The sequence below is a fragment of the Micrococcus sp. KBS0714 genome, from assembly GCF_002008305.4.
In the GTDB taxonomy this organism is placed as follows: Bacteria; Actinomycetota; Actinomycetes; order Actinomycetales; family Micrococcaceae; genus Micrococcus; species Micrococcus luteus.
Genome location: NZ_CP042169.1, coordinates 2,156,079 through 2,174,646 on the forward strand (window position 1 = coordinate 2,156,079; position 18,568 = coordinate 2,174,646).

Sequence of the window (18,568 nt, forward strand, 5' to 3'; positions counted from 1 at the left end):
CGGACTCAGCCCAGGGCGCCCTCGATCGCCGCCTCCCAGCGCCGCCGGTACTCGTCCGGCGCCACGAGCAGCAGGCCCGCGAGCCGGTCGGCGGCGGTCGGGTCCGCGAGGGCGCCGCGCACCGCGCCGGCCCAGTCGGCGTCCGGGTCCTCCCACGCGCACCACGGCACGCCCGCGGCCCGGTGGATCTCGCGGACGAACACGCGCTGCTCGTCGAACGGCCGCGGTTCGGGGGCGAGCACCACGGGGCGGCCGGAGCGGGCGGCGTCCACCACGGCGTTGTGCCCGGCCGAGACCACCACGACGTCGGCGTCCGCGGCCCGGCGGGCCGGCGCCTGGACCCAGCCGTGCAGCGTCACGGTGGCGGGCATCGCCTCCGCCGCGAGCCCGCCCGGCGCCTCCGGCTCGCCCACCCCGGCGATCGGGCCGTACACCTCCCATGTCGCCTCCGGCACGGCGGACGCCGCCCGGGCCAGGTCCGCGGCCCGCACCCCGCCGCCGCCCGTCCCGGCGATCACGGCGACGCGCGGGGCGGCGCGGGCCGTCGACGTCGTCGTGGTGCGGGTGCCGAGCCGGCCGGTGACGTCCGCGACCCCGAGGTAGGTGACCCGGTCCGCGTGGGCGGCGCGCCAGGCGGGGACCTCGAGCTCGGCGGCGTAGTGGGCGAAGAGGCCGTCGGCCTCGGCATAGACGAGGGCGTGCGCGGGGTCGGTGCGCTCGCCGTGCATGCGGCGGTGCAGCACAGGCCAGCCCGCCAGGCGCAGGAACAGGGCCGCCTCCACGGACACGTCCACCACGCACACGTCCGGGCCCACCCGCTGCGCCGCCGCGTGGAGGGCGTCGAAGCGCGCCCGGATCTCAGGCCCCACCGGGGACCAGTGCAGGGGCGAGCGCGCCGGCTGCTCGTGGCCGGGCACGAGGTCCGAGGGCAGCGGGATGACGGGGACGTCCGCAGGCAGCAGTTCGGCCGCCCGAGGGTGGGCGGTCACGACCGTCACGTCGAACGCCCCGGTCGACGCCAGGCCCGCGGCGTGCCGCAGGTGCCCCGCCCCGTGCTGGTGGGCGTAGTAGAGGACCCGCCTGCGGGCCGGGGCCATCAGAGGGACTCCAGGTCCGCCGCATCGGCGGACGGGCGCGGGACCCCATGCGGGTCGAACCCGTACGCGTCCTCGGCGGCGGCGAGGTCACGGGCGTCCTCGGCGGCCTGCTCGAGCAGGTCCACGTAGCCCTCCACCATGGTCTCCGCGCTGAACCGGCAGGCCCACGCACGCACGCGTCCCCGGTCCTTGCGGCGGGCGTGGCGGATCGAGACCGCGAGCTCCTGCGCCGTGTGGTGCACGGCCAGCGCGCCGGCCTGCGGGGCGACGATCTCCCCCATCGCGCCGCTGAGCAGCGCGGCCACCGGCACGCCGAGCGCCATGGCCTCGACCACGGCGAGCCCGAACGGCTCGGCCCACAGGGGGGTGGCCAGGAAGACCTCGCCCGTGGCGAGCATGTGCGGCAGCGCGTGGTGGTCGAGGTGGCCGTGGTAGACGGTGTCCGGGCCGAGCCGCGGCACGACCTCGCGGGCGTGGTACTCCTCGTCCGAGATCGGCCCGGCGAAGTGCAGCTCCATGCCCGCGATCCGGGCGGCGTCGATCGCCACGTGCAGGCCCTTCTCCGCCGTGATCCGGCCCGACCACACGGCGCGGCCGCGCACGGGGACGGCGTCGGAGACCCACTGGTGCAGCTCGATCCCGTTGGGCACCACATCCACCCGCGGCAGCCGATGCTGCCAGGCCAGCGCGTTCGACGCGGACACCGAGGCCCACCGGTGGTGGTCGGGAGCCGTCCAGCCCGGGGCGTCGACGACAGCCAGCACCTCCGCCAGCGTGGCCGGCGTGTGCAGGACGGTGACCACGGGGCGGGCGCGCAGCAGCTCGAGCGGCGCCGGGGAGAGGGAGTTGTTCAGGACGGCGTCGGAGTCGTCATCGAGGATCAACGCGCAGGCCCGGCGGGCGGCCTCCTCGCGCACGCGGGCGCCCGCGCGGCCCGGGCCGGCGCCCTCGGCGGGCAGCACGGCGACGACGTCGCCCGGCACCCGGGTGCCCTCCCGCGCGTAGACGGTGACGTCGTGGCCCCGGCGCACGAGGTGCTCCACGGTCATGGCCGTGTGCATCTCCAGCCCGCCCTCGTAGGGCGAACGAATGGGGTGGAGCATGTGGGTGAGCACGCTGATGCGCATCGGCGTCCCCTTCCCGGCCCGGGCCGGGCCGAACGGCCCCGTGCGGGGCGGCAGAAGCGCGACTGACCTGCGGTGAGACGGCCGCATCACGTCCGCGCTGACGTACCCCGGCACTGTAGACACCCGGGGGGTCCCCCCGGAAGCGCCGACCCCCCTCCCGGGTGAGGGCGGGGAAGGCGCACACGCCCCCGTCACGAGAAAGTCCCGGCCCGCGACCTCGAGGATCGCGGACCGGGACGGTCCGTGGAGCTAAGGGGAATTGAACCCCTGACCTTTTCATTGCGAACGAAACGCTCTACCAACTGAGCTATAGCCCCAGGTCATGCCCTCCCGCAGGAGTGCACCGGACCATCATACGCCCGACGCCCCCGATCCTCCAATCCGGCGGCTGCGCGCGGCGACCACGCCGAGCACCACCCCCGCCAGGTCCGCGACGACATCCACCGGGTCCCCCGTCCGCAGCGGCACCCACGCGTGCTGCACGAGCTCGCTCACCGGCGCGTGCACCGCGAACGGCAGGGCCCACCACGCGCTCCGCCCCCGCCCCACGGCGAGGAACGCGGGCAGCGCGAACACGGCCACGTGGATCGCCTTGTCCAGCCCCGGCGCGGCGAACCCGGCCTGCGGCACCTGCTCGCCCGGCAGGTACAGCACCACCAGCTGCACCACGACGGCGACGGCCAGCGCCGCCGCCAGGGCGCGGCGCCGTCGTCGGGAAGCGGGGGCGGAGGGGGCGGCCGGGGAGCCGGGGGGAACGGTCATCCGCCCATTCTGTCCGGCTTCTGCGCCGGGCGCTCCTGATCCCGACCCCGCTGAAAAGGCTCTATGTTTTTGCCATTTCTGCGCCGACCATGTGAGGATCAGCCCATCCGGGCGGGCTCGTCCCGCCGGGATGCCGGTGTTGACAGCGCCGCCCAGGGCCGAGGGACCGCGATGGCTTGAGCAGAGAGCTCGCCGTTCGTGGACTCGGGACCCGGCGGGATGCCCTCCACCTCCCCGGCCCCTGGCCGCGACGTGATCGGTACGCCACCCTCCGCCCTGCGGAGCCATGCCCGGACCGGACCGCGCCGGGAGATCGGGACGTCCGTAGTCACTCGCGCGAAAGGAAGTTCGATGCCGCCCTCCCAGGACGCAGCATCCCTGACCCAGCTCGGCGTGATCGGGGTGATCCTGCTCGTCGTGCTGTTCTACGGCGGGACCATGATCATGTCCGTGGCCATCTCCAAGAAGAAGGAGAACGCCGACGCCTACATGACGGCGGGCAACCAGATCGGCTTCGGCGTGTCCGCCGCCTCCATGACGGCCACCTGGATCTGGGCCGCCTCCATGTACGCCTCCGTGACCGCCGGCTACACGTACGGCGTCTCCGGCCCCCTCCACTACGGCCTCTGAGGCGCCCTGATGATCCTGTTCATCTACCCGTTCGGCCGCCGCATCCGCGCGGTCGCTCCGCGCGCCCACACCCTCGCCGAGGTCATGTACGCCCGGCACGGCCGCTCGTCGCAGCTCATGCTGGCCGGCTCCAACGTGCTCGGCTCCGTCATCTCCCTGACCTCCAACTTCATCGCCGGCGGCGCCCTGATCTCCCTGCTGTCCCCGCTGTCCTTCGGCGCGGGCATCCTGATCGTGGCCGCGGGCGTGCTGCTGTACACCCTGTGGTCCGGCTTCCGCGCCTCCGTGCTCACCGACTTCGCCCAGGTGATGGCCATGCTCGGCGCGACCGTCATCATCATCCCCGCCGTGTTCTTCGCCGCCGGCGGCCCGGACATGTTCCAGGCCGGCGTCGAGGCGGGCCACGTCACGGCCCAGCAGCAGAGCTTCTTCTCCTCCGACGCGTTCATGAACCAGGGGGCGCCGTACATCGCCGCCGTGCTGGCCTACGCGATCGGCAACCAGACCATCGCCCAGCGCCTCTTCGCCGTGCGTGAGGACCTCATCAAGCCCACCTTCATCACGGCCACCCTCGGCTACGGCGGCACCGTGATCGGCGTCGGCATGCTCGGCGTCATGGCGCTCTACCTGGGCGTCGAGCCGCTCGACGGCGACGTCAACAACCTCCTGCCGCAGATGGTCGCCGACCACCTGCCGCTGGCGCTCGTGGCCCTGGCGTTCCTGATGATCATCGGCTCGCTGTCCTCCACCGCCGACTCGGACCTGTCCGCCCTCTCGTCGATCGTGATGACGGACGTCTACGGCCAGTCGGTCGGCCGCAAGAACGCCGACCCGAAGACCATGCTGCTGATCGGCCGCATCACCATGATCGTGGCGACGGCGGCGGCCCTGTACTTCGCCACCGCCAAGTTCGACATCCTCGACCTGCTGGTCTTCGTGGGCGCCCTGTGGGGCTGCCTCGTGTTCCCCGTGATCGCGTCCTTCTACTGGGGCAGGATCACCAACGTCGCGTTCACGGTGTCCGTCCTCGCCGCGCTGACCGTGTTCCTGCCCGTGCGCTTCGAGTGGATCCCGATCGAGGGCGCCTGGGCGTTCGTGGTGGAGACCCTCGCGATCCTCGGCGTGGGCGTCGTGCTGTGCATCATGTGCTTCGGCTTCTTCGGCCTGCGCCCGGCGGTCGTGGTCGGCGCGATCGCCTCGGTCGTGATGCTGTTCCTCGGCTACGGCTTCCTGCGGGACTACGCCACCCTCACGGGCTCGCTCGTGGCCTACGCCGTGTCCTTCCTCGTCTGCTGGGGGCTGTCCGTCCGCTCCGGCCAGGACTTCGACTTCGACCGGATCGCGCGCGTGACCGGCGACTTCGACCCCGCGACCGAGGACCTGCCGCAGGTCGAGCGCGCCTCGGCCCCCGTGTCCTGATCCCCCCGTCCCCCGACTCACAAGGAGCATCCGCATGACCGTCGGTCTGACCCTGTACGTCCTGATGTGGCCCGTCCTCGTGCTGGCCGTCCTCGTCTCGATCGCCCGCGGCTTCTTCGCCGACTGGGCCGCGGCCCGCCGCGAGGGCCGCTCGATCATCTGAGGCATCCGCCGGGGGCTGACCGTGACCCTGGTGGTCCTCGCCCTCGACACGGTCGTCCGCCTGACCCCCGCCGAGACCTCGGCCGCCCTCCCGGGCATCGCCGGGCTCGGGCACATGCTCGTGACCGCCGGTCTCGCGCTGCTGTTCGTCGCCCTGTACAGCGGCGTACGGGAGCGTCAGGACCGCCTCGAGACGGGCCGCGCCGGCGGCGCCGTCGTCGAAGGGGGTCTGACCCGCCCGATCCCTGCCCGACTGCGCCCGCGTCAGCGAGCGCGGTCGAGCAGGATCACGTCCAGGCGGCGCGGCCCGTGCACGCCTTCGACACGCTCGAGCTCGATGTCGCTCGTGGCCGAGGGCCCGGAGATCATGGTGATCGGCGCCGTCGCCTCCACGCGGGCCAGCGCCTCCGGGAAGAGCTCCACCACGGAGTCCAGCGGCACGATGCACACGTGGTGGTCCGGGACCAGGGTGATCGCCCGGCGGCCCTCGTCCGGGCGGCCGCTGAGGAAGATCGTCCCGGTCTCCGCGCAGGAGACCGTCGAGGACGTCACCACCGCGTCCACCTCGTTCAGCGCGTCCACGTTGAGGGGCTCGCGCTCGCCGTCGTGGGCGCCGCGGACCGCGGCCCGCTCCCCCGTGTGGCCCACCGCGGGCTCCGTGATGCGCTCCCGGCCTGCCCCGCGGGAGTCCGTGGGGAGCCAGTCCGGCTCCAGGCCGGCCGGCACCACGTACCGGGCGTCCGGGCCGAGCAGCTCGGCGATGGCCGCGGCCACCGTCTCCTCGGTCTCGTCCCGCACGGAGGCCCGGTAGTCGATCAGCCGATCGCGCAGCATCTCCACCACCTCGGCCCGGTCCCGGGAGGAGGTCCGCCGGTAGGTGCGCTGCACCGGGTCCGCGACCGGCCCGTCCGCCGTCGCCTCGCGGATGCGCCGCAGGATCTCGGCCTTCGCCTCGCTCATCGTCCGTCCTCCTCGACGTGCTCGTCCTCCTGGCGGTCCAGCCCGGCGACGCCGTCCAGGGCGGTCCGGTGCTCGGTCTCATCCTTGTGGCGGGCCCACCAGTTGCGGAAGGACTCCCGCGGGGGCGCCGGCACGTCACGCTCGTCGGTCCACCCGCCGGCGATGCCCGGCAGCCAGCCGAGCACCCGGTCCGGCCCGGCCGCGACCCGGCCCAACCCCAGGCCCCGCTCGGCCAGCGACATGCGCCGACCCGAGGACATCACCACGGAGGCGCCCTTCATCGCCACGTCCATCTGCGAGGGCGTGACGGACTCCACCGCCGCCTTGGCGCGGGCCAGGGGGCCGGCAGCGGCGTCCTTCTCCGTGCGCAGGGCCTTCCGGGCGGCGTGGGTGGCCTGCACGTCCTCGTCCCGGAGGTGGATGAGGATCGAGGGGATGTCGATGGCCACGGGGCAGACGTCGTAGCACGCGCCGCACAGCGTGGAGGCGTAGGGCAGGGTGCCGTTCTCCCCCGCGTCCACACCGGTGAGCTGCGGGGAGAGGATCGCGCCGATCGGGCCCGGGTAGACCGAGCCGTAGGCGTGGCCGCCGGTCTGCTCGTACACGGGGCACACGTTCATGCACGCCGAGCAGCGGATGCAGTGCAGCGCGGAACGGCCCTTCGGGTCGGACAGCACCGCGGAGCGGCCGTTGTCCAGCAGGACCAGGTGGAACTCCTGAGGACCGTCGCCCTCGGTGACGCCCGTCCACATGGAGGTGTACGGGTTCATCCGCTCGCCCGTGGACGAGCGCGGCAGCAGCTGCAGGAACACCTCGAGGTCCTCGAAGGTGGGCACGAGCTTCTCGATGCCCATCACGGTGATCAGCGTCTCCGGCAGGGTCAGGCACATGCGGCCGTTGCCCTCCGACTCGACGACGGAGAGCGTGCCCGTCTCGGCGACGCCGAAGTTCGCCCCGGAGATCGCCACCTTCGTGCTCAGGAACTTCTCGCGCAGGTGCCGGCGTGCGGCCTCGGCCAGATCGGCCGGCTCGGAGGTGAGGCTCTCGTCCGTGTCCGGCATCTCCCGGCGGAAGATGTCCCGGATCTCCCGGCGATTGCGATGGATCGCCGGGACGAGGATGTGGCTGGGCCGGTCGTGGCCGAGCTGGACGATGAGCTCGGCCAGGTCCGTCTCGACGGCGGCCACGCCGGCATGCTCGAGCGCGGCGTCCAGGCCGATCTCCTGGGTGGCCATGGACTTGACCTTGATCACCTCGTCCACGCCCTTGGCGGTGACGAGCTCCGTGATGATGCGGTTGGCCTCGGCCGCGTCCCGGGCCCAGTGCACGACGCCGCCGCGCGCGGTGACCTCGGACTCGAGCCGCTCCAGGAGCGCGGGCAGGTCCGCCATGACGGACTGCTTCAGCGCGGAGCCGGCGGCGCGCAGCTCCTGCCAGTCCGGCAGCTCCTCGACGACGCCGGCACGCTTGGCACGGATGGTGTGCGTGGCCCGGCGGATGTTGGCGCGCATCTGGCCGTTCCCCAGCTGCTCGCGGGCAGACTCGGGGAACGGGGTGTTCAGCAGGATCTCGCCCTCGCCGTGGACGGGGCGGACGGTGGGCATTCCCAGGCGCACGCGGGTGGGTGCGGTGCTCATCGGCGGGCCTCCTCAACACGGGCGGACGGTCCGCGGCGGGCGCCGGCGGACGCGGGGATGGACAGTTCGACGGGGCCGTCGACCTCGAGCGGGTTCTCCCGGGTGGCCGCGAGGATCTCGGCGAGGTGCACGGTGCGCAGCGGGCGGCCGTCCTGGCCGCGCGCCTCTCGACGGTGCATGGCCCCGTCCAGGTGGAGCAGGCAGGACGCGTCGCCGCCCGTGCAGAGGGAGGCGCCGGACGCGGTGACCTTCTCGATCTTCTCCTCCGCGATGGCGGCGGAGACGTCCGGGTTCTTCAGGGAGAAGGTGCCGCCGAAGCCGCAGCACTCCTCGGCGTCCGGCAGCGGGCGCAGGTCGATGTCCGCGACGGTGCGCAGCAGGTCCTCCTGGCGCGAGCCCAGGCGCAGCAGGCGCATGCCGTGGCAGGAGGGGTGGTAGGTCACGGTGTGCGGGAACCAGGAGCCGAGCTGGGCCCCGGCGTCCGTCACCCCGAGGACGTCCGTGAGCAGCTGCGACAGCTCGAGGGTGCGGGAGGCGACGACCTCGGCGTCGCGGGCCAGACCCTCGTCCCCGCCGGAGCGGGCGACGTCCGGCTGCTGGTGGCCGAGCGAGGCCACGCAGGAGGCGGAGGGGGCGACGGCGAGGTCGTAGTCGGCCTTCATGAAGGTGCGGACGTGGTTGCGCACGACGGGCAGGGCGTCCTCCATGTATCCGCTGTTGACGTGCATCTGCGAGCAGCAGACCTGGCCGGGCGGGAAGACGACCTCATGGCCGAGCCGCTCGAGGATGCGGACGGTGGCGAGGGCCACCTTGGGGTACATCGCGTCCACGATGCACGTGGCGAACAGGGCGATTCTCATGCCGGTCTCCGTTCCGGACGGGGCGCCTGGGGCGCCGTGCGGTGCGGCAGCACACGGGTGCCGTAGTGGTCAGACCATATCATGCCAGCCGCTTGCGAGGTGACCGCCCTCACAGTACGCTCCTTGGTCTGACCACAGTGGTCCGACCATCACCGGCCCGACCGGATCCCGCCCCGTCCCCTCGCCCACCGGGAGACCCCCGTGCACACCTTCACCCCCACCCCCGATGCCGCCGGCAGCGTCGCGCTCTCCGCCGCGCTCGGCGTCCTGCCCCTGCTGACGTTCTTCGCCACCCTCCTCGGTCTGCGCCTCAAGGCCTGGCAGTCGGGGCTCGCCGCGCTCGTGGTGGCCCTGCTCGTGGCCGTGCTGGGCTTCCACATGCCGGCCCACCTGGCGGCGCTGGCCGCCGCCCAGGGAGCGACCTTCGGCCTGTTCCCGATCGTCTGGATCGTCGTGATGGCGCTGTGGTTCTACCAGGTCACCGTGCTCTCCGGGCGATTCGACGACATGCGCGCGATCTTCGACTCGCTCGGCGGCGGAGACATCCGCATCCAGGCCGTGCTCATCGCGTTCTGCTTCGGCGGCCTGCTCGAGGCCCTCGCCGGCTTCGGCGCCCCCGTGGCCATCACGGCCACCATGGTGCTCGGCCTGGGTGTGCCCCCGCTGCGGGCGGCCACCGCCGTGCTGCTGGCGAACACCGCGCCCGTGGCCTTCGGCGCCGTGGGCACCCCCATCACCACCGCGGGCACGCTCACCGGCATCCCCGCCACGCACATCGGCGCGATCGTCGGCCACCAGGCCCCGTTCGTGGCCGTGTTCGTGCCGTTCCTGCTCGTGTTCATCATCGACGGGCTGCGCGGCGTGCGGCAGACGTGGCCGGCACTGATCGTGATCGGCGCGAGCTTCGCCGTCGCCATCTGGCTGGCCTCGACCCACTTCTCCTACGAGCTCACCGACGTCGTGGCCTCCCTGGTCTCCCTCGCCGCCGCCGTCCTGCTGCTGCGCTTCTGGCGGCCGCGGGGCGCCGAGGAGGCCCGCCAGCGCCTCGACGCCCCCGCCCGCGCGGCGGCGCAGGACCTCACCCCCGGCCGGATCTTCATGGCCGTGCTGCCCTACATCGTGGTCGTGGCCGTGTTCGCCCTGGCCAAGCTGGTCCCCTCGATCACCGCGGCCCTGAACTCCGCCACCGCCAAGATCCCGTGGCCCGGGCTCGACGGGCACCTCGTCGACGCCTCCGGCGCGCCCCTGGCGAGCACCGTGTACAAGTTCGAGTGGCTGGCCTCCCCCGGCACGCTGCTGCTGATCGCCGGCCTGATCATGGCCGTGGTCTACTCCCGGTTCGACCACGACGGCCGGTTCCCGCTCTCGGTGGGGAACGCGCTCGCCGAGATCGGCCGCTGCTTCGCCCGCATGCGCTGGTCCGCCCTGACGATCGTGATCGTGCTCTCCCTGGCCTACGTCATGAACTTCTCGGGCCAGACGGTCGCCATGGGCACGTGGGTGGCCGGCCTGGGCGCGGCCTTCGTGTTCCTGTCCCCGGTGCTCGGCTGGCTCGGCACCGCCGTGACCGGCTCGGACACCTCCGCGAACGCCCTGTTCTCCACCCTGCAGCAGACCGCCGCCACGAACATCGGCGCCGATCCGGCCCTGCTGGTGGCCGCCAACACCTCCGGCGGCGTCGTGGGCAAGATGATCTCCCCGCAGTCCCTGGCGATCGCCGCGACGGCGGTCGGCATGGAGGGCCGGGAGTCCGAGATCCTGCGCCGCGTGGTGGTGTGGTCGCTCGTGCTCCTGCTGGCGGTGTGCACGCTCGTGTACCTGCAGTCCAACGTGCTGGCGTGGATGCTGCCGGCGGCGGGCTGACCGCCTGCACCACCCGAGCGGGGCGGCGTCCGTCGGTAGGATGGACGGTCGCCGCCCCGCCCCCTCGGGTCGCCGCCCCGCCCCCTCGGAAGGTCCGTCCATGACCGCTGCCCCCGCCTACACCATCGTGCTCGACTGGCTCGAGGCCGAGCTGCGCTCCGGCGCCGTGGTCGTGGGGGACAAGCTGCCCGGCGAACGCACCCTGGCCGAACGCTTCGGCATCTCCCGGGCGTCCGTGCGGGAGGCCACCCGGATGCTCGAGGCCATGGGCCTGATCCGCGCCAGCGCCGGCTCCGGGCCGAACTCGGGGGCCGTCGTCGTCTCCGAGCCGTCCGCGGCGCTGGGCTGGGCGCTGCGCCTGCACATCGCCACCCGGTCCCTGCCGATGGCCGACGTCGTCGCCGCGCGCGTGCTCCTCGAGACCGATGCGGCGCAGGCGGCCGCCGCCACCTCCGGCGACCCCGAGAGCGTCGCCGTCCTGGCCGAGGTGGAAACCCTGCTGGACCGGATGGACGACCCCGCGCTGCCGGAAGAGGACTTCCACCTGCTCGACACCGAGTTCCATGTGCGGCTGGCCACCCTGGGCGGGAACGTCGTGACGGCGATGATGCTGGACTCCCTGCGCCAGGCGACCATCGGCTACGTGACCGAGACCGTGGCCGGGCTGTCCGACTGGCCCGCCGTGCGCGCCGGCCTGCAGGCCGACCATCGGCGGATCCTCGCCGCCTCCGCCGCCGGGGACGGCCGGGCGGCCGCGCAGGAGCTGCGGGAGCACGTCCTCGGCTTCGCCGCCCTCGCCCAGGCCGGCAGGGTGCCCGCCGGCGGCTGAGCCGGCGAAGGGTCCGGCGCGCGCGGGGTCCCGCCGGACGGACGGCTCCGGCGGTTCAGGCGGTGAGGCCGTGCACCAGGGCGCCCACGCCCACGGCGGTCAGCGAGCCCAGCGCGCAGCAGAACTCCACGAGCATGCCCACACCCATGGCCGTGAGCGCGCCGATCGAGCTGCTCAGGGCGGCCCGGGCGTCCCGGGTGCGGGCCCACTGGGAGGCGAACAGGCCGACGGCGAAGCCGAGGAACAGACCCACCACCGGGATCACGAAGAACCCGACGGCGGCGCCGGCCACCCCCCACAGGATCGGGCCGCGGGTGACGCGTTCACGTCGCAGCCGTCGGCCGGTCAGCACCGCGGACGCGCTCAGCCCCGCCACGGCGAGACCGGCCGCGATGACGCCGAACGTCCAGGACGCGGGGGAGCCCAGCAGCGCGGCCCAGCCGAGAGCCGTCACGAGGTTGAGCAGCGAGCCGGGCAGGACGGGATACACGGTGCCCACCAGCCCCACCAGGAGCAGGAGCACGGCCACGAGGGAGATCAGCGCGGGAGTCACCGCACCAGTATGACGGGACGGGCACCGCGGTGACGGCGGCACCGCGACCGCGCAGCGGCCCCCGCGCCCTCGCTGGAACGTGCCGGATGGGCTAGATTCGCCGCATGTTGGTCGCCGTGCCCACCGAAGTGAAGAACAACGAGTTCCGTGTGGCCCTGACGCAGGGCGGGGTCCAGGAGCTGGTGCGAGCGGGCCACCAGGTCCTCGTGCAGTCGGGGGCCGGCGCCGGCTCCGGCGCCTCGGACCAGGACTACCGCGACGCCGGCGCCGAGCTGGTCGACGACGTCGACGAGCTCTGGGAGCGCGCCGAGCTGGTCCTCAAGGTCAAGGAGCCGCAGCCGGAGGAGTACGGCCGCCTGCGCCGCGGCCAGGTCCTCTTCACCTACCTGCACCTGGCCGCCTCCCCCGCGTGCACGCGGGCGATCCTGGACGCCGGCACGACGGCGATCGCCTACGAGACGGTCACCCGCGGCCGCTCCCTGCCGCTGCTGGCCCCCATGAGCCAGGTGGCCGGCCGCCTGGCCCCCGCCGCGGGCGCCTACCACCTCCTCCAGCCGCAGGGCGGCTCGGGTGTGCTGATGGGCGGCGTGCCCGGCACCCGCCGCGCCCGGGTGGCCGTGATCGGCGGAGGTGTGGCCGGCGAGGCGGCGGCCGTGATCGCCGCGGGCATGGGCGCGGACGTGACCGTCCTGGACATCTCCCTCGAGCGGCTCGCGCAGCTGGACGCCGTCCACCAGGGCCGGATCCGCACGCTGGCCTCGTCCCACCTGAACATCGGTGAGACCGTGGCGGACGCGGACCTCGTGATCGGCTCCGTGCTGATCCCCGGCGCCGCGGCCCCGAAGCTGGTGACCGCCGAGATGGTGGAGTCCATGCGGCCCGGCTCGGTGCTGGTGGACATCGCGATCGACCAGGGCGGCTGCTTCGAGAACTCGCGGGCCACCACCCACCAGGACCCGACGTACCTCGTGGGGGACAAGATCTACTACTGCGTCTCCAACATGCCCGGCGCCGTGCCCCAGACCTCCACCTCGGCCCTGACCAACGCGACGCTGCCCTACATCAAGCGCATCGCCGACCTCGGATGGCGCGCCGCGCTGGCCGCGGACGAGGGCTTCGCCGGGGGCCTCAACGCGCACGACGGCGTCCTCACCCTGCCCTCCGTCGCCACGGCCGTGGCCGACGAGCTCGGCCTGGACCCCCGGAAGGACGTCCGCGTCACCTCCGAGGTGCTCGCGGAGGCCTGAGCCCCGCGCCCGTCGCGCGCGGGGCAGGCCGGCCGCTCAGAGCCCCGCGAGGAACGCCCGGTGGAAGGACCAGTCGCCGGTCACCTCGGGGTGGAAGGCCGTGGCGAGCAGGTGGCCCTGCCGCACGGCCACGGGCAGCCGCGCGTCGCCGTCGAGCCCCGGGTCCGCCGCGGGCACGGACAGACGCGACGCCGGCACGCTCGCCAGGACCTCGACGCCCTCCCCCGCCTGGAGGACGGCGGGGGCGCGGATGAACACGGCGTGCACCGGCTCCGCCGCGACCGCGGGGATGTCCAGGTCCTCCTCGAACGAGTCGACCTGCGCGCCGAACGCATTGCGCCGCACGGCCACGTCCAGCACGCCGAGCCCGCCCTGATCCGGCGCCGGGTTGCGGATCTCGCGGGCCAGCATGATCAGCCCCGCGCACGTGCCGTAGGCGGGCAGCCCGTCGCGGAGGGCGGCGATGAGCGGGTCCCTCATCCCCATGATCCGGGCGAGGCGGTCCATCACGGAGGACTCGCCGCCGGGCAGCACGATGCCGTCCAGACCCTCGAGGTCCGCGGGGCGGCGCACCGGGCGCGTGCGCGCGCCGAGGGACTCGAGCACGTGCACGTGCTCCCGCACGTCGCCCTGGAGGGCGAGCACGCCGACGGTCTTCTGTGGACTCACCAGCCGCGCTCGGCCAGGCGGTGCGGGGCGGGCAGGTCGCCCACGTTGATGCCCACCATGGCCTCGCCCAGGCCGCGGGAGGCCTCGGCGACCGCCATCGGGTCGTCGAACTGGGCGGTGGCCTTGACGATGGCGCGGGCACGCTCGGCCGGGTTGCCGGACTTGAAGATGCCGGAGCCCACGAACACGCCGTCGGCGCCCATCTGCATCATCAGGGCCGCGTCGGCCGGGGTGGCCACGCCGCCGGCGGTGAACATCACGACGGGCAGGGCGCCGGTCTCGGCGACCTCGCGCACCAGTTCGTACGGCGCCTGCAGCTCCTTCGCGGCCACGTACAGCTCGTCCTGGGCCAGGCCCTGGAGCTGGGCGATCTCCTTGCGGATGGTGCGGATGTGCTTCACGGCCTCGGAGACGTCGCCGGTGCCGGCCTCGCCCTTGGACCGGATCATGGCCGCGCCCTCGGTGATGCGGCGCAGGGCCTCGCCGAGGTTGGTGGCGCCGCACACGAAGGGCACGTCGAAGTCCCACTTGTCGATGTGGTTCACGTAGTCCGCCGGGGAGAGCACCTCGGACTCGTCGATGAAGTCCACCTTGAGCGCCTGCAGCACCTGGGCCTCCACGAAGTGGCCGATGCGCGCCTTGGCCATCACGGGGATGGACACGGCTTCGACGATGCCGTCGATCAGGTCGGGGTCGGACATGCGGGCCACGCCGCCCTGGGCGCGGATGTCGGCTGGGACCCGCTCGAGCGCCATGACGGCCACGGCGCCGGCGTCCTCGGCGATGCGCGCCTGCTCCGCGTTGACGACGTCCATGATCACGCCGCCCTTCATCATGTCCGCCAGGCCGCGCTTGACGCGGGTCGTGCCGGTGCCGCGGGCGCCGTCGTCGGCGGCGGAGGCGGTGGAGGCGGAGAAGCTGCGGGCGCGCTCGTCGCTCATGGTGGTCCTTCCGAAGGGGTGGCGGCCCCGGCCGCGGGGCGGCTGGCCGGGGCGAAGACGCGGTCAACTCTAGTCCCCCGGCGGCGAAGCCCGGCCCGCGTCACGGACGACGACGTCACCCGGCCCCGTGCCGGCGCAGCGTGCGGCGTCGGCGCCAGACGACGAACGCGGCCACGGCCGCGAGGATCAGCACGAGGGCGAGGACGCCCCGGCCCTCTCCGAGCGCCGCGCCGATGACGGCCCAGACCACGGCCATCCCGACGGTCCCGTACACCACGCCCCACAGGAACGTGCCGAGCGCGGCCGCCGGCAGGAACCGGCGCCAGGGCATGCGGGCGACGCCGGCGGAGCCGATCACCGCCGTCTGGATGCCCACCGTGAGGTAGCAGAATGGGATGGCCCACACCCCGTGGCGCTGGATGAAGCGCTGGGCTCGGACATAGACGGGCCCCTCCATCACGCGGGCGAACCAGCGGGTCCGCTCGACGCCGGAGGCCAGCCCCCGCCCGAGCGAGAACACGATCAGGGTGCGCAGGATCGCCAGCATCCAGAAGAACCCGATGGACCACAGCAGCGGCAGCCCGTCGATCCACGCCATCATGGGCGGAGCCACCCGTCGGTGCGGGGACTCATGCGCGCGCCCCGGCCGTGCTCACGCGTTCCAGAGCCCGTACGAGTCCGCGAGGTCCGCGATCTTCTGGGCGCGCAGCACGCGGGGCAGGTACGAGCCGTCGCCGACGGCGGCGCCCTGCGCGTGCTTCTCGAGCAGGTCGCGGGCCCACGCGAGCTCGTCCTCGGACGGGGACATCGCCCGGTTGACCCAGTCCACCTGATCCCGGTTCAGGACGAGGCGGCCGGTCATGCCCATCGAGGCGGTGACGGCGCTGGACTCGATGACCGCGTCCTCACCGTCCGTGTTGCCGGGCGGTCCGTCGATCGCCCCGGGCAGACCGCCCACGCGGGAGGCGATCACCATGCGGGAGCGGGCGTAGGCCATGGCCAGCGGGTCCTCGCCGACGCCGACGTCCTTGCGGAAGTCGTTCACGCCGAAGGCGAGACGGAACGTGCCCGGCGCCTTGGCCACGGCCGTGGCGTTCTCGATGCCCAGGGCGGACTCCAGCAGGGCGATCACCGGGGTGCCGGCGCGCAGCCGCATGGCGGTGAACGTGACCTGCTCCGGCTCCTTGGTCTCGGCCAGCACGACGCCGCGCACGCCGTCGAGGCCCGCGAGCGCCTCGAGGTCCCGCTGCCAGTGGTCCGTGGAGGTCGCGGAGATGCGCACCCACGCCGTCATGCCGCCGGAGAGGGCGTCCACGACGTGCCGGCGGGCCGCGTCCTTCTGCTCCTCCGGCACGGCGGCCTCGAGGTCGAAGATGACGGAGTCGGCCTCGGAGGCCAGGGCGGGGGCGAACGCGTCGGGGGTGGCCGCGTTGACCAGCAGCCAGGAGCGGCTGAGCTTGGCGGGCAGGGCGGCGGCGCGACGGTTCCTCACGGGCATGGCCTCCAGCCTAGCCCGCCGCGGCCGTCCGCCCGCGGGCCCCTTCCCACCCGTGGGAGGCCTCACACCCGCTCGCGGCGGGCGAGGCGGACGGCCGTAGCATGGAGGGGCCGTCGGCCCGTCCGACGCCGCCGAGCCCCGACCGCCAGGAGTACCCGATGCGCCCGCCCTCCCCTCCCCGCGCCCTGCGGCTCATGGGTGCCGTGGCCGCCGCGTGCCTGCTGGCCGGCTGCGCGGTCGACCCCGGCCTGGCCGAGGACTCGGCGTCCGACGACGGCGTGCCCCTGCCCGCGACGGAGGGGTACCAGCCGCTGACGGTCTACCTCGCCGTCGCGGAGACGGAGGCGGTCCCGGGGACGAGCGGCCGGCCCTTCGGCTGCGGCGACCTGCTGGTTCCCGTGCAGACCGTGCCGACGGACACCGAGGACGAGGCGGACGCCGCGCTGGACTTCCTGTTCGCGGACGAGCAGGGCTGGCACGGCGACCCGTCGCTGTGGAACGCCGTGTTCGACGCGCGCGAGACCCTCACCCCGACCGGGCACCGCCGCGAGGGCGACGTGGAGATCTTCACCTTCACCGGCACCGTGACGCCGGAGGACGACTGCACGGCCGAGCGGATCCGCGCCCAGCTGCAGGCGACCGCCGCCGCCTTCACGTCAGCGGGACAGGTCCGGCTCGAGGTGGACGGCCGGGACCTCGACGACGTGCTGGGGCTCGAGCCGCTCCGCCTCGGCGAGTCCGTGGACGTCCCGCAGGGGGACCCCACGCCGAGCGGGGAGCCGAGCGACGAGTCCGGCGAGCAGACGTGGGCGCCGGAGGGCGAGTCGCCGGAGGACACGTGGGCTCCGGCCGAGCCCTCGGACGAGACCTGGGCGCCGGCCGAGGAGTCGTCGTGGGGTCCCGCCGAGCCGACCCAGGGCACGTGGTCCCCCGGCCCGGAGCCGAGCGCCCCCTGACCGCGCGACCCGCCGTCGTCGCCCGTCATCGGACGTTCGGACACGGCCGCGCCGTGCTATAGGGTGCCGAGCGTGCGGAACCTCCGAGATCACCTGTCCCAGCGCGCCGTCGGCGTGAAGCAGTCCGCGGTCCGCGACGTCTTCGACATCGCGATGGACCCGAACCTCGTCTCGCTCGCGGGCGGGAACCCGTGGCTCGCTGACCTGCCCCTCGACGAGCTGGGCCGGATCGCCTCCGACCTGATGACCCGGTTCGGCACGGAGTCGCTGCAGTACGGCCCCGGCCAGGGCACCGAGGAGATGCGCGCCGCCGCCGCCACCGTCATGGCCGCCGACGGCATCCCGGACGCGGATCCCGACCTCGTGGTCATCACCCCCGGCTCGCAGGCCGCGATCGACACCGCCTGCCGGGCGTTCGCGAACCCGGGCGACGTCGTCGTGGTGGAGGACCCCACGTTCGTGGGCGCGTTGACCACCTTCGCCACATGGCAGCTCGAGGCCGTGGCCACGGGCACCGACGACCAGGGCCTGGTGCCCGCGGCCCTCGACGAGACCCTGACCCGCCTGGCCGCCGAGGGCCGCCGCGTGGCCTTCCTCTACACGATCCCCTCGTTCGCGAACCCCTCGGGCGCCCTGCTGCCCCCGGGCCGCCGCGCCGAGGTGGGCGCGATCTGCGAGAAGCACGGCGTGCTCATCGTGGAGGACAACCCGTACGGGCAGATCGCGTTCGACGGCGAGCCCGTCGCCCCGATCGCCGCCGACCATCGGGACAACGTGGTCCACCTCGGCACGATGTCCAAGATCTTCTCCCCGGGCGTGCGCATCGGCTGGGCGCTCGTGCCGGCCGCGCTCAAGCGCGAGTTCTACCTGTGCGCGGAGTCCGCCTACATCCACGCGTCCACGTACTCGCAGATGCTCTCCACCGCCTTCGTCACGCAGCTGGACTGGCAGGGCCACGTCCGCCACGTGACCGGGCTGTACCGCGAGCGGGCCGGGGCGCTCGTGGACGCGGTGCGTGAGCACTGGGACCCGGGGGTCGAGTTCATCACCCCGCAGGGCGGCTTCTTCCTGTGGGCCACCCTGCCCGCCGGGGTGGACACCCTCGAGGTGATGCACCGCGGCATCGAGGCGGGCGCGGTGTTCGTGCCGGGGGCGGCCTTCACCCCCGTCGAGGGCACGCACTCCACCCTGCGCCTGGCGTACTCGTTCGTGGACGCCGAGAAGCTCGTGGAGGGCGTGCGGCGCCTGGCCCCGGCGGTGAACGAGTCGATCGCCCGGGCCCGCTGAGCCGCGGCGGGCGCCCACGACGACGTCGGCCCGGCGCGTCTGCCGGACGTGCGACGTCTTCCCCGGGCCCG

General features: G+C 73.8%; 17 protein-coding genes, 1 tRNA gene and 1 pseudogene. 7 read left to right on the plus strand and 12 right to left on the minus strand.

What is annotated here, in order from left to right:
* Positions 1-5: 5 nt before the first annotated feature.
* The 4 genes from B1A86_RS09820 to B1A86_RS09835 all read right to left on the minus strand — a co-directional run bounded on the left by B1A86_RS09820 (position 6) and on the right by B1A86_RS09835 (position 2,986).
* The gene (locus B1A86_RS09820) at positions 6-1,097 is read right to left on the minus strand and encodes a glycosyl transferase (RefSeq protein WP_078026229.1); all 1,092 of its coding nucleotides are present in this window, start codon (positions 1,095-1,097) and stop codon (positions 6-8) included.
* Entirely contained in the window at positions 1,097-2,224 is a 1,128-nt protein-coding gene (locus B1A86_RS09825) for a glycosyltransferase (RefSeq protein ID WP_078026228.1), read from the minus strand. Before B1A86_RS09825 ends, B1A86_RS09820 begins: the two co-directional genes overlap by 1 nt.
* Before the next feature lie 244 nt (positions 2,225-2,468).
* Positions 2,469-2,541: transfer RNA gene (locus B1A86_RS09830), tRNA-Ala, on the minus strand.
* Positions 2,542-2,575: 34 nt separating this feature from the next.
* Positions 2,576-2,986, minus strand: coding sequence for a VanZ family protein (locus B1A86_RS09835; RefSeq protein WP_078026227.1), 411 nt, complete (start codon positions 2,984-2,986; stop codon positions 2,576-2,578).
* A gap of 351 nt (positions 2,987-3,337) precedes the next feature.
* Here B1A86_RS09835 and B1A86_RS09840 point away from each other — a divergent pair.
* Both B1A86_RS09840 and B1A86_RS11620 read left to right on the plus strand, forming a co-directional pair.
* Positions 3,338-5,035: pseudogene (locus B1A86_RS09840) on the plus strand (sodium:solute symporter family protein).
* 34 nt (positions 5,036-5,069) lie between these two features.
* On the plus strand, positions 5,070-5,198 hold the full coding sequence (locus B1A86_RS11620) for a putative transporter small subunit (RefSeq protein WP_210411798.1): 129 nt from the start codon (positions 5,070-5,072) through the stop codon (positions 5,196-5,198).
* A gap of 263 nt (positions 5,199-5,461) precedes the next feature.
* On the opposite strand, the gene B1A86_RS09845 is transcribed toward B1A86_RS11620, so the two are convergent.
* Genes B1A86_RS09845 through B1A86_RS09855 form a run of 3 tightly spaced genes read right to left on the minus strand, consistent with a single transcriptional unit; the run spans position 5,462 to position 8,654 of the window.
* On the minus strand, positions 5,462-6,157 hold the full coding sequence (locus B1A86_RS09845; RefSeq protein ID WP_078026226.1) for an LUD domain-containing protein: 696 nt from the start codon (positions 6,155-6,157) through the stop codon (positions 5,462-5,464).
* Positions 6,154-7,794, minus strand: coding sequence for a LutB/LldF family L-lactate oxidation iron-sulfur protein (locus B1A86_RS09850; protein ID WP_078026225.1), 1,641 nt, complete (start codon positions 7,792-7,794; stop codon positions 6,154-6,156). The genes B1A86_RS09845 and B1A86_RS09850 overlap by 4 nt, the downstream gene beginning before the upstream one ends.
* On the minus strand, positions 7,791-8,654 hold the full coding sequence (locus B1A86_RS09855; protein ID WP_036339657.1) for a (Fe-S)-binding protein: 864 nt from the start codon (positions 8,652-8,654) through the stop codon (positions 7,791-7,793). The genes B1A86_RS09850 and B1A86_RS09855 overlap by 4 nt, the downstream gene beginning before the upstream one ends.
* Before the next feature lie 201 nt (positions 8,655-8,855).
* Here B1A86_RS09855 and B1A86_RS09860 point away from each other — a divergent pair, with 201 nt between their 5' ends.
* Both B1A86_RS09860 and B1A86_RS09865 read left to right on the plus strand, forming a co-directional pair.
* A complete protein-coding gene (locus B1A86_RS09860) occupies positions 8,856-10,517 on the plus strand; it encodes an L-lactate permease (RefSeq protein ID WP_078026224.1) in 1,662 nt (553 codons plus the stop codon).
* Between the two features lie 100 nt (positions 10,518-10,617).
* Positions 10,618-11,346: a FadR/GntR family transcriptional regulator gene (locus B1A86_RS09865; protein WP_002857917.1), complete on the plus strand. Its 729-nt coding sequence runs from the start codon at positions 10,618-10,620 to the stop codon at positions 11,344-11,346.
* 55 nt (positions 11,347-11,401) lie between these two features.
* Here the strand turns inward: B1A86_RS09865 and B1A86_RS09870 are convergent, their stop codons facing one another.
* Positions 11,402-11,899, minus strand: coding sequence for a DUF456 domain-containing protein (locus tag B1A86_RS09870; RefSeq protein WP_078026223.1), 498 nt, complete (start codon positions 11,897-11,899; stop codon positions 11,402-11,404).
* A gap of 104 nt (positions 11,900-12,003) precedes the next feature.
* Between B1A86_RS09870 and ald the strand changes: the two genes are divergently transcribed.
* Positions 12,004-13,146 (plus strand): alanine dehydrogenase, encoded by a 1,143-nt coding sequence (gene ald / locus B1A86_RS09875; RefSeq protein WP_078026222.1) that lies wholly within the window; start codon positions 12,004-12,006, stop codon positions 13,144-13,146.
* Between the two features lie 36 nt (positions 13,147-13,182).
* On the opposite strand, the gene pdxT is transcribed toward ald, so the two are convergent.
* The 4 genes from pdxT to B1A86_RS09895 all read right to left on the minus strand — a co-directional run bounded on the left by pdxT (position 13,183) and on the right by B1A86_RS09895 (position 16,254).
* Complete coding sequence (pdxT, locus tag B1A86_RS09880; RefSeq protein ID WP_181743471.1) at positions 13,183-13,815, minus strand: pyridoxal 5'-phosphate synthase glutaminase subunit PdxT; 633 nt, start codon at positions 13,813-13,815, stop codon at positions 13,183-13,185.
* Positions 13,812-14,756 (minus strand): pyridoxal 5'-phosphate synthase lyase subunit PdxS, encoded by a 945-nt coding sequence (pdxS, locus tag B1A86_RS09885; RefSeq protein WP_036313496.1) that lies wholly within the window; start codon positions 14,754-14,756, stop codon positions 13,812-13,814. The genes pdxT and pdxS overlap by 4 nt, the downstream gene beginning before the upstream one ends.
* A 115-nt stretch (positions 14,757-14,871) precedes the next feature.
* Complete coding sequence (locus B1A86_RS09890; protein ID WP_041102620.1) at positions 14,872-15,357, minus strand: DedA family protein; 486 nt, start codon at positions 15,355-15,357, stop codon at positions 14,872-14,874.
* 51 nt (positions 15,358-15,408) lie between these two features.
* Positions 15,409-16,254, minus strand: coding sequence for a CoA ester lyase (locus tag B1A86_RS09895; protein WP_078026220.1), 846 nt, complete (start codon positions 16,252-16,254; stop codon positions 15,409-15,411).
* A gap of 158 nt (positions 16,255-16,412) precedes the next feature.
* Here B1A86_RS09895 and B1A86_RS09900 point away from each other — a divergent pair, with 158 nt between their 5' ends.
* Both B1A86_RS09900 and B1A86_RS09905 read left to right on the plus strand, forming a co-directional pair.
* The gene (locus B1A86_RS09900; RefSeq protein ID WP_078026219.1) at positions 16,413-17,210 is read left to right on the plus strand and encodes a GerMN domain-containing protein; all 798 of its coding nucleotides are present in this window, start codon (positions 16,413-16,415) and stop codon (positions 17,208-17,210) included.
* A 72-nt stretch (positions 17,211-17,282) separates the two neighbouring features.
* Positions 17,283-18,497 (plus strand): PLP-dependent aminotransferase family protein, encoded by a 1,215-nt coding sequence (locus B1A86_RS09905; protein ID WP_078026218.1) that lies wholly within the window; start codon positions 17,283-17,285, stop codon positions 18,495-18,497.
* Positions 18,498-18,568: the final 71 nt, after the last annotated feature.

Excerpts from the sequence above, each read along its gene's own strand:
- B1A86_RS09845 (WP_078026226.1), bottom strand. The coding sequence starts at position 6,157 with ATGAGCGAGGCGAAGGCCGAGATCCTGCGGCGCATCCGCGAGGCGACG.
- B1A86_RS09850 (WP_078026225.1), bottom strand. The coding sequence starts at position 7,794 with ATGAGCACCGCACCCACCCGCGTGCGCCTGGGAATGCCCACCGTCCGC.
- B1A86_RS09835 (WP_078026227.1), bottom strand. The coding sequence starts at position 2,986 with ATGACCGTTCCCCCCGGCTCCCCGGCCGCCCCCTCCGCCCCCGCTTCC.
- B1A86_RS09855 (WP_036339657.1), bottom strand. The coding sequence starts at position 8,654 with ATGAGAATCGCCCTGTTCGCCACGTGCATCGTGGACGCGATGTACCCC.
- ald (WP_078026222.1), top strand. The coding sequence starts at position 12,004 with ATGTTGGTCGCCGTGCCCACCGAAGTGAAGAACAACGAGTTCCGTGTG.
- B1A86_RS09900 (WP_078026219.1), top strand. The coding sequence starts at position 16,413 with ATGCGCCCGCCCTCCCCTCCCCGCGCCCTGCGGCTCATGGGTGCCGTG.
- B1A86_RS11620 (WP_210411798.1), top strand. The coding sequence starts at position 5,070 with ATGACCGTCGGTCTGACCCTGTACGTCCTGATGTGGCCCGTCCTCGTG.
- pdxS (WP_036313496.1), bottom strand. The coding sequence starts at position 14,756 with ATGAGCGACGAGCGCGCCCGCAGCTTCTCCGCCTCCACCGCCTCCGCC.
- B1A86_RS09895 (WP_078026220.1), bottom strand. The coding sequence starts at position 16,254 with ATGCCCGTGAGGAACCGTCGCGCCGCCGCCCTGCCCGCCAAGCTCAGC.
- B1A86_RS09890 (WP_041102620.1), bottom strand. The coding sequence starts at position 15,357 with ATGATGGCGTGGATCGACGGGCTGCCGCTGCTGTGGTCCATCGGGTTC.
- B1A86_RS09865 (WP_002857917.1), top strand. The coding sequence starts at position 10,618 with ATGACCGCTGCCCCCGCCTACACCATCGTGCTCGACTGGCTCGAGGCC.
- B1A86_RS09820 (WP_078026229.1), bottom strand. The coding sequence starts at position 1,097 with ATGGCCCCGGCCCGCAGGCGGGTCCTCTACTACGCCCACCAGCACGGG.
- B1A86_RS09825 (WP_078026228.1), bottom strand. The coding sequence starts at position 2,224 with ATGCGCATCAGCGTGCTCACCCACATGCTCCACCCCATTCGTTCGCCC.